The sequence below is a fragment of the Shewanella sp. 0m-6 genome, assembly GCF_052977325.1.
Map to the genome: position 1 here is coordinate 241608 of NZ_JBRIMD010000003.1, position 13088 is coordinate 254695.

12 protein-coding genes are annotated in these 13088 nt (G+C 45.3%); 4 read left to right on the forward strand and 8 right to left on the reverse strand.

Features of this window, described 5'->3' with window-relative positions:
- Positions 1–60 precede the first annotated feature (60 nt).
- Together ACVBJC_RS03815 and ACVBJC_RS03820 are read left to right on the forward strand one after the other, a co-directional pair.
- On the forward strand, positions 61–1920 hold the full coding sequence (locus ACVBJC_RS03815; protein ID WP_447159552.1) for an ABC transporter transmembrane domain-containing protein: 1860 nt from the start codon (positions 61–63) through the stop codon (positions 1918–1920).
- 173 nt (positions 1921–2093) lie between these two features.
- Positions 2094–2633, forward strand: a complete 540-nt coding sequence (locus ACVBJC_RS03820) for a lipocalin family protein (RefSeq protein WP_447159553.1) — start codon at positions 2094–2096, stop codon at positions 2631–2633.
- A gap of 117 nt (positions 2634–2750) precedes the next feature.
- On the opposite strand, the gene ACVBJC_RS03825 is transcribed toward ACVBJC_RS03820, so the two are convergent.
- From ACVBJC_RS03825 to ACVBJC_RS03840, 4 genes are all read right to left on the reverse strand, one after another.
- Positions 2751–4349 carry an AMP-binding protein gene (locus tag ACVBJC_RS03825; protein WP_447159554.1) on the reverse strand — a complete coding sequence of 533 codons (1599 nt, stop codon included), beginning with the start codon at positions 4347–4349 and terminating at the stop codon, positions 2751–2753.
- Positions 4350–4865: 516 nt separating this feature from the next.
- A complete protein-coding gene (gene ccoG, locus ACVBJC_RS03830) occupies positions 4866–6350 on the reverse strand; it encodes a cytochrome c oxidase accessory protein CcoG (protein ID WP_447159555.1) in 1485 nt (494 codons plus the stop codon).
- A 240-nt stretch (positions 6351–6590) separates the two neighbouring features.
- Positions 6591–8051, reverse strand: coding sequence for a sigma-54 interaction domain-containing protein (locus tag ACVBJC_RS03835; protein ID WP_447159556.1), 1461 nt, complete (start codon positions 8049–8051; stop codon positions 6591–6593).
- Between the two features lie 121 nt (positions 8052–8172).
- On the reverse strand, positions 8173–8715 hold the full coding sequence (locus ACVBJC_RS03840; RefSeq protein WP_447159557.1) for a thioredoxin family protein: 543 nt from the start codon (positions 8713–8715) through the stop codon (positions 8173–8175).
- A 365-nt stretch (positions 8716–9080) separates the two neighbouring features.
- Here ACVBJC_RS03840 and ACVBJC_RS03845 point away from each other — a divergent pair, with 365 nt between their 5' ends.
- Positions 9081–9695: a LysE family translocator gene (locus ACVBJC_RS03845; protein ID WP_447159558.1), complete on the forward strand. Its 615-nt coding sequence runs from the start codon at positions 9081–9083 to the stop codon at positions 9693–9695.
- A gap of 93 nt (positions 9696–9788) precedes the next feature.
- Here the strand turns inward: ACVBJC_RS03845 and ACVBJC_RS03850 are convergent, their stop codons facing one another.
- The 3 genes from ACVBJC_RS03850 to ACVBJC_RS03860 all read right to left on the reverse strand — a co-directional run bounded on the left by ACVBJC_RS03850 (position 9789) and on the right by ACVBJC_RS03860 (position 11323).
- Entirely contained in the window at positions 9789–10109 is a 321-nt protein-coding gene (locus tag ACVBJC_RS03850) for a DUF3144 domain-containing protein (RefSeq protein WP_439267540.1), read from the reverse strand.
- A 74-nt stretch (positions 10110–10183) separates the two neighbouring features.
- Positions 10184–10717 carry a type II secretion system protein gene (locus ACVBJC_RS03855; protein ID WP_447159559.1) on the reverse strand — a complete coding sequence of 178 codons (534 nt, stop codon included), beginning with the start codon at positions 10715–10717 and terminating at the stop codon, positions 10184–10186.
- A gap of 54 nt (positions 10718–10771) precedes the next feature.
- The gene (locus ACVBJC_RS03860; protein WP_447159560.1) at positions 10772–11323 is read right to left on the reverse strand and encodes a type II secretion system protein; all 552 of its coding nucleotides are present in this window, start codon (positions 11321–11323) and stop codon (positions 10772–10774) included.
- A 266-nt stretch (positions 11324–11589) separates the two neighbouring features.
- On the opposite strand from ACVBJC_RS03860, the gene ung reads away from it, so the two are divergent.
- Positions 11590–12258 carry a uracil-DNA glycosylase gene (gene ung / locus ACVBJC_RS03865; RefSeq protein WP_447159561.1) on the forward strand — a complete coding sequence of 223 codons (669 nt, stop codon included), beginning with the start codon at positions 11590–11592 and terminating at the stop codon, positions 12256–12258.
- A gap of 89 nt (positions 12259–12347) precedes the next feature.
- Here ung and ACVBJC_RS03870 read toward each other — a convergent pair whose 3' ends face one another.
- Positions 12348–13085 (reverse strand): DUF2182 domain-containing protein, encoded by a 738-nt coding sequence (locus ACVBJC_RS03870; RefSeq protein ID WP_447159562.1) that lies wholly within the window; start codon positions 13083–13085, stop codon positions 12348–12350.
- Between the last annotated feature and the right edge of the window lie 3 nt (positions 13086–13088).

Consider the following 13088-nt stretch of genomic DNA (forward strand, 5'->3'; position numbering starts at 1 on the left):
GGGTTTTGTTATTCTGCTGTTGTTTTTATTGTAACCTTTGCATAGGTTAGGGATATTGCATTGAATCAAAACGCTTCTTCTGTTGCCAAAGACAAGCCATACTCACCGACTGCTAATGGTGCTAAACCACATGTTAGTCAGCGTGCGGTATTACCTTGGATTGGCGCTTTTCTAAAACCTTATCGCGCTAAAGTGATCACCGCGATTATCTTTTTGTTTATCGGCTCGCTCGCTTGGCTATCGCTGGGGCAAGGTGTGCGCCTTATGGTCGATGAAGGCTTTTTAAAAGATAACGGATCGCGCTTAAACGAGATCATTTTGTTGGTCATTGGCATTACAGCGCTCAGTAGTAGTGCCATTTTTTGTCGTTTCTATTTAATGACCTGGCTTGGCGAGCGTGTTAGCGCCGACATTCGTTTAAAAGTATATGACCATCTATTAAATCTCTCTCCGGGTTTTTACGCCAAACTCCGAACCGGTGAGGTGATCTCGCGATTTACTGCTGACTCAACACTATTGCAATCCGTCGTTGGTTCAAGCCTATCAATGGCGTTAAGAGCTAGTGTAACTGTGATTGGCGGTATCGTTATGATGGCAATCACCAGCTTCAAAATGACAGGTTTGGTATTGTTGGCTGTCCCTTTAGTGTTAGGGCCTATCTTCTTTTTTGGCCGAAAAGTGCGTGATTTATCGCGTAAAAGCCAAGACAAAGTGGGTGATTTAGGCGCCTATGTGGATGAAACTTTGCATGAGATCCACACGGTGCAGGCATATTCTCATGAAGATCAAGATAGAGCGCTGTTTACTCATCGTGTAGAAGCGGTGATGGATGCAGCAAAAGGGCGAATAAAATACCGCTCAATACTTATCTCGTTGGTGATGTTCTTAAGTATTCTCGCCATCGCGTTGGTAACTTGGGTCGGTGCCCACGATGTCATGAGTGGTGCAATTAGTGCGGGTGAGTTATCGGCCTTTATGTTTTATGCCGTGATGGTGGCAGGTTCAGTCGCAACCATTAGTGAAGTCATCGGCGAAATTCAACGTGCTGCAGGGGCCACCGAGCGTTTAATCGAGCTGATTGAAACCCCAATCGATATTCCGGTTATCACTGAGCCTCTGGAGCTGCCAACACCTGTTCGTGGCGAGCTTGAGCTCAAGCAGGTACGTTTTGCCTACAATAGTATGAGACTGGGTAGCACTGAGTTAGATGAAGAGGGCTTTGAAAGCGAGGTGATCCGCGGCTTGAATATTCATATCAAGCCTGGTGAGCGGGTTGCATTAGTCGGCGCTAGTGGTGCAGGTAAGAGTACCCTATTCGAACTGCTGCAGCGTTTTTATGTGTTAAATAGCGGCTCAATCGAATTAGATGGTGTCGATATCGCCAAGCTCACACCACAAACATTACGTCAGCAATATGCCTTAGTACCGCAAGAGTCGGTGATCTTTGCCACTAGTGTGCTTGAAAACGTGCGCTATGGCCGACTGGAGGCGAGTGAGGAAGAGGTGAGGCAAGCCTGTATTGCCGCAAGAGCCGATGAGTTTATTAGCGATTTTAGCGACGGTTATCAGACTTATCTTGGCGAGCGCGGCCTGCGCTTATCGGGCGGACAAAAGCAACGCATTGCAATTGCGAGGGCGATACTTGCCGACAGACCTATTCTGTTATTGGACGAAGCCACCAGTGCTCTCGATGCTGTCAGCGAGCAAAAGGTGAAGTTAGCACTCGATAGCTTGATGGTGGGCAAGACCACTTTGATCATCGCTCACCGTTTAGCGACGGTAATTAATGCGGATCGTATTTTAGTGTTAGATAAAGGCGTTGTTGTGGCAAGCGGCACGCATCAACAGTTGATGCAAAGCAGTGATCTTTATAGTGAGTTTGCGAGCCTGCAGCTACTGACTGACGATAGCCCGGCATAAGGCTATATCGCGAGGTGAGAAAGCTGGGCTGCCAATATGGAGCGGGCAAAAAAACACATTGGTAAATGAGTGGCTAGATAGAGTTGCTAAATAGAGTAGTGAAAAGAGTGAACTTAATATTGTTGTTAATCGTATGGATTACAAGGTTAATTTAAATTTTTAAGGGGAGTGGTATGCGCTTAGGGCTAATGTTGATATCGATACTGTTTTTATCCGCTTGTACTAGCTTGCCCAGTGGCATTGAGCCGGTTAAGCAATTTGAGTTGCCACGTTATTTGGGCACTTGGTATGAGATTGCACGGCTTGATCACAGCTTTGAGCGCGGCTTAAATCAGGTTACCGCCACCTATGAAATGAAAGATGATGGTGGAGTCAAAGTGATTAACCGTGGTTACTCACAAGCTGAGCAAACATGGGATGAGGCTGAAGGAAAGGCTTACTTTGTCGATAGTCCGAATGTAGGGCATCTCAAGGTATCTTTCTTCGGGCCATTTTATGGCGCTTATGTGGTGTATGAGCTAGATAATGGTGGCGATAGTGAGGACTACCAATATGCATTTATCACTAGCTATAATCGGGATTACTTATGGTTTTTATCGCGCAGTCCCGTGGTGAGTGGTGCGCTTAAGCAACAGTTTATCGATCAAGCTAAACAGTTGGGCTTTGCCACAGAGCAGATCATCTGGGTGAAGCAAAATAAAGTTGAGAGTTGAGAGATAAAGTTAAGGTTGTGATTTAAGAGTTAAGAGTAATAAAAGGAGCCGTAGGCTCCTTTTATGATTTCATACCATGTCAGTAGTTTGATATGCCGCTGTGGGATAACCGCAGCATTACCTGCGTAGTTCGCGCCTTAAAATCTTGCCGACGGTGGATTTTGGCAGTGCAGCGACAAATTCTATCATTTTCGGCACCTTGTAAGCGGTGAGCTGTTCACGGCAATAGGCTTCGATAATTGACTTTGCTTGCTGTGTATCACTGTGAGGTTCGCTCAGTACGATAACCGCTTTGACTGCTTCGCCACTTCGCTCATCTTCAATTCCGATAACCGCACATTCAAGAATACTGTCGTGGTTTGATAGTACGTCTTCGACTTCATTTGGGTAAACATTAAAGCCTGAGACGATAATCATATCTTTCTTACGGTCGACAATTTTGTGGAAACCCTCTTCAGTAGCAATCGCGATATCACCGGTTTTAAAGTAGCCATCGGCAGTCATCACTTTGTCTGTTTCGCTCTGTTTGTTCCAGTAACCTAGCATGACCTGAGGTCCATAGACGGCAAGCTCACCGGTTTGACCAATGGGTACTTCATTGTCATCCATATCAAGGATCTTCACTTGAGTCGCAATAACGGGTTTACCTATGGTGCCCAGTTGCTCAAGTCCTGGTGAGTTAAGCGATACAACGGGTGATGTTTCCGATAGTCCGTAACCTTCAGAGATGGTGCAACCTGTGGTTTGCTCCCAGATTGTTGCCGCAGCTTGGGTCAGTGCAGTGCCGCCTGAAATGGTCACTTTTAGGTGGCTAAAATCTAGTGCTTTAAATTCCGGCTGATGGCATAGGCCAACAAACAAAGTATTAAGGCCGGCAAATCCCGTGAACGGATATTTTGATAGGGTCGATATTAACCCTGCAATATCACGTGGATTAGGGATCAGCACCGAGCAACCGCCACGCTCATAATAAAGCACTAGGTTTACCATAAAAGCGTAGATATGGTACACAGGCAGCGGCGCCACGAAAATCTCTTCGCCCTCGACGATACGGCTACCTAAGCGCGATTTAATCTGCATCGCATTAGCAATTAAATTACCATGAGTCAGCATGGCACCTTTCGACAATCCTGTAGTGCCACCGGTATATTGCAGTGCGGCAATTTGCCCGGAAACGCTGATCACTGCGGCATAGGTAAGTGTTTGTCCTTTTTCCAAGACATCACAAAAAGATACGGTCGCGAACGGTACTTCAGGTTGTGGCTGCGGCGCAATTAAGTCCATCGCATGGGTGGATATAACGGTTTCAATGCCGGTGTTTTCTACCACTTCAGTTAGCGTAGGTAACAAGTCAGACAGCACGACTAAGGCTTTAGCACCCGAGTCATTAAATTGATGAATAAGCTCTCTTTGGGTGTACAAAGGGTTGGTATTGACCAGCACCATTCCGGCTTTGATGGCGCCATAAGCTGCAATAACAAACTGAGTAATATTGGGCAGCTGGATGGCAATTCTATCGCCTTGCACAAGATTAGTTTCTTGCTGTAGATAAGCGGCAAACTGACGTGAATAGCGATTAATTTCGTTGAAGCTGGTTTCTTTGCCTAGGCACGAATATGCGACTTTATCACCGTAGCGGGCACTGGCAAGTTCGATCAGATCGATAAGAGAGGCGTAACGCGATAGGTCTAGTGTGGTGTCTGAATCGTATGCCATTTAAATACCCTTTAGCTTGTTGGATGACTATTTAGGTCACTATTTTGATCACTATGTTCGATCAAGTTCGTTCTGATTCGTTGTCCGTTCTGATGTTCATTCTGATGTTCGATATTGTGATTATTCAAAATCAAACAGGTGTTTAGATTAGTGCTATCTATACCGAAAGGTCAATGGCATTAGTACAAAAGAGTTGCAAACGAGTTGAAATAAATTGTTTCCTTACTGTCGCCAGTATGTGCTGCTTATCTGACTGTTAAGTTTAGACTTTTTGCTCTAAAACGGAGCAGGGTAAAACGAAGCCGGATAGAGCAGAGCCGGAAGAGCCGGGAAAGCGTGGGCGGGGGTAACCGTGTCTGCTATCGCATTAGTGTAGGTCGGGATTTATCCCGTCAAAGAGGTTGGAAAGGGTGGTAAAGATTGGGTTTGTGCTTTGCCTTTATGCTTTTTCTAGCAGGACGAAGTCCGTCCTAGAAGCGCTGCGCTCTCGAAGCGTTGCGCTCTAGAACTAGAACTTTAAATCGGTGCGAAGAAGCTCGATTGCTGCGAGATCTGACCATGATTGTGTTGCTCGGCAATGGTAAAGGTGATCTCATTTTGGCGACTTGCTAGCTGTTCTGGCTCAGCAACCACTGTAATCGGGTAGTCTAATTGTTCTCCGGGCTTGATCTTCAGATCCACTTCACCAATTAATCGATAGCCATTATTGCCAGAGACATAGATGCGGTAAAGTCGAGTTTGTTGGGTTTTATTGCGGATCTTAAGCGTGAAGCTGTTCTCAATCTTGTCATCTAGCGTTTCACGGTACAGGTTTTGTCTATCGCGAATAACGTTGAATTCAATATTATTACGGTTATAAATATCCACAGCAATAACTGTCATCATCACAATGGCTGCGATGCCGTAACCAATAAACTTATAGGACTCGTAAAAGGGTTCTGCTTTGCCTACCAGTGCATTTTCGCTGCTGTAGCTGATGAGGTTAGGCTGATAGCCAAATTTATTCATGGTTTGATTACAGGCATCGACACAGGCGCCGCAGTTAATGCATTCATACTGCAGACCATTACGAATATCAATCCCGGTGGGGCAAACCTCGACGCATAAGTTACAGTCGACACAATCCCCTAAATCAGGCACCCCTAAATCAGAATCCGTTAAATAGGCGCCATTTAGGCGTAAATTAGCGTTATCCATTTTCGGTTTACGCTTACGTGGTCCACGGCTTTCACCTCGCGCTGCATGGTAAGTCACCGTTTTAGTATTAGCATCAAACATCACAGACTGAAAACGTGAATAAGGGCAACAATGTAAGCACATCTGCTCGCGCATCCAGCCTGCATTTAAGTAAGTGCAGATAGCAAAGAACCACACCCAAGTGGCGACCCAAAAGCTGGCGTTAAAGCTAAAAATATTCAGATAGAGTTCACGGGCTGGCACGAAATAAGCGATAAACCCGCAGCCAGTAAGCAGTGCAATAGCGCCCCAGATAGAGTGTTTTAGCAGGCGTTTTTTGAGTTTGTTAGCATTCCAAGGCGCCTTATCTAGGGCAACCCGCTTATTACGGTTACCTTCGATACGGGTTTCAATCCAGACATACATAAAAGTCCAAGCGGTTTGTGGGCAAAGGTAGCCACACCAGACTCGGCCCCAAAATACAGTGATAAAAAACAGTAAAAATGCCGCCGCAATAAACACCCAGGCTAAAATGGTAAAATCTTGAGGCCATAACGTGGTGCCGAAAAAGATAAATTGCTGCTGATCCAAATCAAATAAAATCGCCTGCCGGCCTTGGTAAGAGATGAAGGGCAACAGGAAGAATAACGCAACCAGTAAGCTATTCATTGTTGTTCTAATTCTCTGGTAATCCCCTTTCTGCTCGCGAATATGGATCTTATTTTGGCTCTGCGTCGGGCTTGGCAGGACGTGTACAGGGATCCGCTGTTCTCTGTGGACGCGATTGGCGCTCTCTATCGTATTATTAGCGTTATTGTTAAGCATTGGACTTCTCTACTATGTGCATTTATTACAATGCAGTCATTGTTCACAGCGGTTGTTTTATTCGCTGCGTCTTAGTAGTGATATAGCAAGCATTAGGCCAAAAAGTAATTTTAGTAAGGTTATGTTTTTATTGGTTAAAGTCTGGAGCCTGAATGCCTTGGTACACGATATATCGCGTTATGACGATATATCGTGCTTTGCTGCGCGTACTCATAGGATTGAAGCGGTAACAAGCGCTAATTAAACGGGGCGAGTAATTACTAACTTGTTCATTCGAGAGCGCAATGTGCTTGGTGGAAGACCTAGCATGGCAGCGGCGCCATTGGCACCAGATATACGCCATTGAGTTTGCTTAAGAACGCTGAGAATATGCTGCTTCTCAACTTGTTGCAGCGTTTGGTTACTCACCATGGCATCGATTACATTATCTGGCTGGTGGGGGGCTGGTAATTGTGCAAATTCCAGTATGGGGCCATGAGATAAAATCATCTCTCGCTCAAGAACGTTCTGTAACTCCCGCACATTACCCGGCCAGCGGTGCAGCATTAACTTTTTCATGCCTCTTTGGCTTACCCGATCTACCTTCTTACCTAATTTGCGGTTTAAGTCTTGAATAAGGTGGCTGACTAATGCGGGAATATCACCTAGTCGCTGCCTTAATGGTGGCACGGCAATTGGAAAAACATTGAGGCGATAATAAAGATCCATTCTAAATAGACCTTGTTCTACACGCTTGAGCAGGTCGTGATGCGTCGCAGTTATCAAACGGATATCAACCTTAATCGTTTGGCTACTACCGACACGTTCAAACTCTTGCTCTTGGATCACTCGAAGTAACTTAGATTGGGCTTCTAAGCTGAGTTCTGCCACTTCATCGAGAAACAGAGTGCCTTGGTGGGCCAGCTCAAATCGCCCCTTACGACGGCTTGTGGCACCGGTATAGGCGCCTTTTTCATGGCCAAAAAGTTCGCTTTCTAATAATCCACTTGAAAACGCGGCGCAGTTAACACTGATTAAGGGTTTATTGGCGCGATTACTCAGTCGATGTAAATTACGTGCGACCAGCTCTTTACCTGTACCGTTTTCACCGCTAATAAGTACCGTGCTTTCAGTGTTGGAAACCAGTTTAATTTGTTGGATCAGCTGGATAATCGCCTGGCTGCTCCCTGAAATTTCCACATCACCAGTACGGTCGGCAAGCTCGAGCTGTAGGTATTGATTTTCGAATGAGAGCTTTTCTGACAAGGCTTGAACCTGCTCAAGTGCTTGCCTTAATGAACGCTCAGTTTGTTTTTGAATACTGATATCACGAAATATCGCTACCACGCCGATAAGCACTCTCTCTTTATAGACTGGCGTTGAGGTGTAGTGCACAGGGAAGCTAGAGCCGTCTTTGCGCCAGAACACTTCGTGGCTGATCTCGCGGGCAATACCATCTTTTAGGGTGTTGTAAATGGGGCAGTCATCTTTATGATAATGGCTGCCGTCACTATGGCTATGATGATGGCAATCATGGATATTTGTGCCAAGAAGCTCATCGGCGTTCCAGCCTGTCATTCGCTCTGCTGCAGGGTTAATAAATACCGCATTACCGGCTAAATCAAAACCATAAATCCCTTCGCTAACGGCGTTCAAGATAAGTTGGTTTTCAGGAAGAAAGCCATCGTGAGTGGTTGTATCTTCAAGGTTAATCGCAGACATTTTTGCCCTGTATTCTCAGCAGTTAATCAGTAAAGTATACGCTAAAAGAACAAGGTCACGAAATAACGTGACCTTAGTAGTGATATCTTTAACCAAACGGTTAAAAGGGCTGGCTAGGCTACTAGCCTTTGGCTTTTTGCAAGCCGTGCAGCACCGACTCCATAGTGAGTTGGCTTGGTAGCACTATGCCACTGGGGGCACCTGGGCCGTAGATTTTATTATAAGGTGTACCGCCTCGGCCCTGTGTCTGCATGTAGTTTTCTACCACAACATTGGGCTCGGTCCAGTCACCCTGCATGAGAATAATCTTATTCTCAGATAAGGCATTAACTATCTTCTCTCTATGGGTGACACCAATTTTGTTGGCGTAGCAGATATTGCACCAGTCAGCGGTGATGTCCACAAACACGGTATAACCGTCGTCGACCAGTGGCTGAATTTGCGCTGGGGTTAAGGTTTGCCAGTTAAGCTTTTTATAGGCGTCATAATCTTCGCCGTAATGAAGAAAAGCAAATACGCCACCCACGCACACTGCCATAAAACCCATTACCACAATCACGCCATTAGGAATGACTCTACCCTTAATTTTAAGGGTAATAAGTGATGCGATAATGATACAAATCAGCGTGAAAAAAATCAGAATTGAAACTGAGATGCTGGTCATGAATACTCCATGTAATTAGGTCAATAACGACTCGACGGACATGAGTCTCATCGGGTTTTAAACGGATAGATTAAGACATATTGCATCAATTTGATGAAAATTACCTGAGTACGACAGATATTTATTGGCATCAGCTTAATTAGCCATAAGCGAGGTTGTCGATGCTGGTTGTGACCAATAGAGGTTGATGATGTATATTGTGGCGATTAAAGTCCTTATTTAATGCTCAAGGCTGCTTTTTAAGATTGAGCGCCCAGGTTGAGTGCCTAGGTAGGGAATCGAGATTATTTCAAGGGTAAAAAAAGAAGAGTAATGAAAAGAGCAATCATAAGAACAATGATAAGAGTATTAACAGAGGGGAAAAAATGAGTATTAGCACTTGGCTAGGCTTATTGGCAATTTGCTGTTTGGGCGCGATGTCTCCAGGGCCAAGCTTGGCGATGGTAGTTAGGCATACCTTAGGCGGTGGCAGGGGCAAAGGGATTATCTGTGCGTGGGCGCATTCTATCGGCATTGGTGTGTATGCCTTGCTGACCTTGCTTGGGTTAGCTGTCCTGCTTAAGCAAGCCCCTATGGTGTTTAACGGCATTGCAATTATAGGTGCGCTGTATCTTGCCTATATGGGGATTCAAGCATTGCGCTCTAAAGGCGGTATGTCAGAAAAACTCGCGGCAGGTAAGTCAACCGGAGCCATCACCGCGGCGCGCGATGGCCTGGCTATTTCGTTGTTTAATCCTAAAATCATGCTATTTTTCTTAGCGTTATTTAGTCAGTTTGTGATGGTGGCAGATAACATGACGGGCAAAGCGCTTATCGTATTAACGCCCCTGGTTGTTGATGGTTTGTGGTACACCCTTATCGCCTTGCTGCTGTCCCACTCCGCAGTGTTACCCAAGCTCAGAGAAAAAGCTGCGCTGATTGATAAGCTGTCTGGTGTGGTACTTATTTTACTGGCTGTGCGAGTACTGGTGACGATATAAACTGATCGGCTATAAATACAAAAACGCCATCGAATCGATGGCGTTTTTTGTTTAGCGTTGAATACACTAGTCACTAATTTTAATTAGCGTAGCTTAAGAGTTAAATACCTGTACGGCATCATCTTTAGCTGGTTCTGGCTCACGCGATTGGACAGGGTTCTTGATATGATCTTCAAGGTTGTCCTTTAGCATGGCTTTATATTCATCTGTAAACCATTCAAGAGCATTGTCTTTTTCTGCAGCAAGATCTGATGATTTAAGCGCTGCTTCAAATGCGTTAAAGCGAGAGGCTGCGAAACGCATAGCCGTACCGACTTTACCTACATCTTGCTCTTTACCCGCGAGTTCGTTTGCCAATGCAATGAATTGATCGGCTAGTTCAAAAATTGTGGTTTCTTTTTTAGCTTCTGACATCTTGCTTTTGCTCTTCTTTACCTAGGATAGTAGTTCGATTCTATCTTAAATTAGCCGTTAATAAATCATTGTTATTAACTATTGGGATCTGAATCGGTAATAACGCTGCCATCACGGGAGTCGTAATAGATAGACATAGTTTGATCTGGAAGGTGAAGGTAACGGCATTGATCTGGATTAATATAGGTCGCTAAGTATTCAGCATCTGGTGTGGTTGCAGAGTTTGACACTTGCGGCGCGTCTTGCAAAACTGTGCGCCACACCGACATGCAATCAGCAACGTTGTTTAGCCTTGAGCTTGACTCAAATGGCGGATAGTTCTGCGCTGGAAAGCCCCACTGGTTGATATCGAGCTGGCCATTACTGCCATTACCAAAAACTTGCAGGTTATCTACTGGCCCAGTCGCGCCTTTAGAGGCCCATTTGACGTTAGCTAAGCTAATGCCGCCTTTAAACGCCCCGCCAGTGGCTTTTACACTGGCAATTTCAGCATCTTGCTTTAGGTTGATAAACTTAGATGCCGCGACAACAGCCAAAATCGCCAAAACGATGATAACGACAATCATCTCAATGAGAGTAAAGCCCGAAGATGTTGTGTTTCTAGTCATGAATCAATCCGTAATTTTAGTGTGTTGCTTTATCCAAAGCAGGCACTATTTATACTAGCTGCTGGGGTCCGAGTCCACCACTACGCTGCCGTTATTCGAATTGTAGGTAATTGATAGATTGGTATTATCGCTGTAGTCATAAGTACATACACCTAATGCCACATAACGAGCCTTGTAGTCAGTTTCGTCAGCAGAACCCGACTTTGAAACCGTCGGTTCACTGTTTTGAAATAGCACTTGCCATACTGATATACAGTCTTCTACGTTATCTAACTGAGGCGAGGCTTCATCGGCGGTGTAATAATGCTGCGCAGGCCAGCCGTTAGCATTAAAGTCGACGTGGTTATCATCAGAGTCACCAAATACTGGCAGGTTTTCAGCGGGGCCGTCACCGTTCTTAACCGCCCAAACCGCTCTTGCTAAATCGATCCCTGACTTAAAGGCGCCGCCAGTCGCTTTAACATGTGATACCTGTGCATCTTCCGATAGGCTTAAAAACTTAGGGGCTGCGACAACGGCAAGAATGCCCAGGATAATAATCACCACGACCAGTTCTATCAGAGTAAAACCAGACTGTTGCTTTGATGAGTGGGCTCTAAAGTACATCGTTTAGCGATCCAAGGAAAAATGAACGGCTATCTTAACACTGACAATTTTTAATACCAATGATTAAAGGTTGGCCATTATCGAGAGCCTTGAGTGGTTAAGTGGCAGTCTTGTTGGTTTTTATCGGGTTATTTTATCGGGTGGGGGCTCTATTGTTGGCAGATAGTGCTGTTGGCTTGGTGCTCGCTTCAATGATTTTATCAAGCATGATTGCAAGGCCGCAGCTGACCTTTTAAGCTTAGGGAAATTCACATCAAGGTTCTGTCATGACGTCGCATTCTAGCTGGTCCTCTTTTATCGAAGAGCAACAGCAACAAGGTTATTTTCAATCAGTACAGCAGTTTGTCGAAGCTGAGCGCGCGGCAGGTAAAGTCATCTTTCCGCCTGAACATGAAGTGCTTGCCGCCTTTGATGCTACACCGCTAGACAAGGTGCGAGTCGTGCTTATCGGGCAGGATCCTTACCATGGCCCCAATCAGGCTCATGGTTTGTGTTTCTCAGTGAAAAAAGGCGTAAAAACACCGCCATCACTGGTTAACATGTACAAAGAACTCGTTACCGATATTGACGGATTTACTATCCCAGATCACGGTAATCTAACGCGTTGGGCAGAACAGGGAATACTGATGTTAAATACGGTATTAACTGTAGAACAGGGTAAAGCCCACTCCCATGCTAAATCGGGTTGGGAAACATTTACCGCCAATGTACTTACACTGCTAAACGAGCAGTCTCAGCCTATTATCTTCGTACTGTGGGGCGCCCACGCGATGAAAAAGGGAAAAGGCATTAACGCAATCCAGCATCAAGTGATTTCAGGGCCGCACCCATCGCCATTGTCTGCTTATCGTGGCTTTTTTGGTTGCCAGCATTTTTCAAAAATCAATCAGCTGTTACAAGCAAGGGGCGAAAAACAGATAGATTGGCAGGTCTAAGTGGCATGCCGTAACGCGCAAAAAAGAGCGTATAACGCTCTTTTTTGTTCAGTCGGCGCAGATTGACCACTGCTAGCGTAAACGGATCTTTAACCCACCAAAAAATAAAGCCCAAATCCAAGGCAAGTTAGGCAAATACCTAAGTTGATAGTTTTGGTCCAAGGTAATACTTTTTCGAGCAAGACTAAGATCGATAGCGCTAAAATCCAGCCGATATGCATCACGCCAACGACTAACAATAACGCCATTAACAGCCAGCAGCAGCCAACACAATATTGCCCATGCTTCATCCCCATCTTGACCGCTCCAAGCTTACCTTCTTGCCACTGTGACATTAAAAAGTTGAGTGGTGAGCGGCAGTAATGTAAACATTGCTGCTTGAAGGGGGAGACTTGATACAGGCCAATCATAATCAACAATATCCCGCTGGCGATATCATTGCTGCTTTGCATCATAGGCGTCATTAGTGCGAGGCGATGTAGTTGCCATTGAACAAGGGTGATACCAAGGCTGTATAAGCACCATAACAACAGATAGCCCAGAATAAACAGATTGGTTGAGACAAACTCTGCCGACCTTTGCTGACGAGTGCGGCTGATTTTGGCAAACAGTAAAATCATCGGTGTGGCAGAGGGCATCATCATGCCGACCATCATTACGGCCCACATGGTAAACACCATGGTTAGTTCATAAATATACCAGTGCGGTGACATCACCATTGTCATGTCAAAGAGCATGTAATACCAACTGAGACCCGTAAGCAGGATAATACTGGCCCAAGTGATAGGAGAGTGTAATTGTCTTTTGAGTGACTGGGCGCTTATCATCTG

Excerpts from the sequence above, each read along its gene's own strand:
- ACVBJC_RS03870 (WP_447159562.1), bottom strand. The coding sequence starts at position 13,085 with ATGATAAGCGCCCAGTCACTCAAAAGACAATTACACTCTCCTATCACT.
- ACVBJC_RS03825 (WP_447159554.1), bottom strand. The coding sequence starts at position 4,349 with ATGGCATACGATTCAGACACCACACTAGACCTATCGCGTTACGCCTCT.
- ACVBJC_RS03840 (WP_447159557.1), bottom strand. The coding sequence starts at position 8,715 with ATGACCAGCATCTCAGTTTCAATTCTGATTTTTTTCACGCTGATTTGT.
- ACVBJC_RS03850 (WP_439267540.1), bottom strand. The coding sequence starts at position 10,109 with ATGTCAGAAGCTAAAAAAGAAACCACAATTTTTGAACTAGCCGATCAA.
- ACVBJC_RS03835 (WP_447159556.1), bottom strand. The coding sequence starts at position 8,051 with ATGTCTGCGATTAACCTTGAAGATACAACCACTCACGATGGCTTTCTT.
- ACVBJC_RS03855 (WP_447159559.1), bottom strand. The coding sequence starts at position 10,717 with ATGACTAGAAACACAACATCTTCGGGCTTTACTCTCATTGAGATGATT.
- ACVBJC_RS03860 (WP_447159560.1), bottom strand. The coding sequence starts at position 11,323 with ATGTACTTTAGAGCCCACTCATCAAAGCAACAGTCTGGTTTTACTCTG.
- ung (WP_447159561.1), top strand. The coding sequence starts at position 11,590 with ATGACGTCGCATTCTAGCTGGTCCTCTTTTATCGAAGAGCAACAGCAA.
- ACVBJC_RS03820 (WP_447159553.1), top strand. The coding sequence starts at position 2,094 with ATGCGCTTAGGGCTAATGTTGATATCGATACTGTTTTTATCCGCTTGT.
- ccoG (WP_447159555.1), bottom strand. The coding sequence starts at position 6,350 with ATGCTTAACAATAACGCTAATAATACGATAGAGAGCGCCAATCGCGTC.
- ACVBJC_RS03845 (WP_447159558.1), top strand. The coding sequence starts at position 9,081 with ATGAGTATTAGCACTTGGCTAGGCTTATTGGCAATTTGCTGTTTGGGC.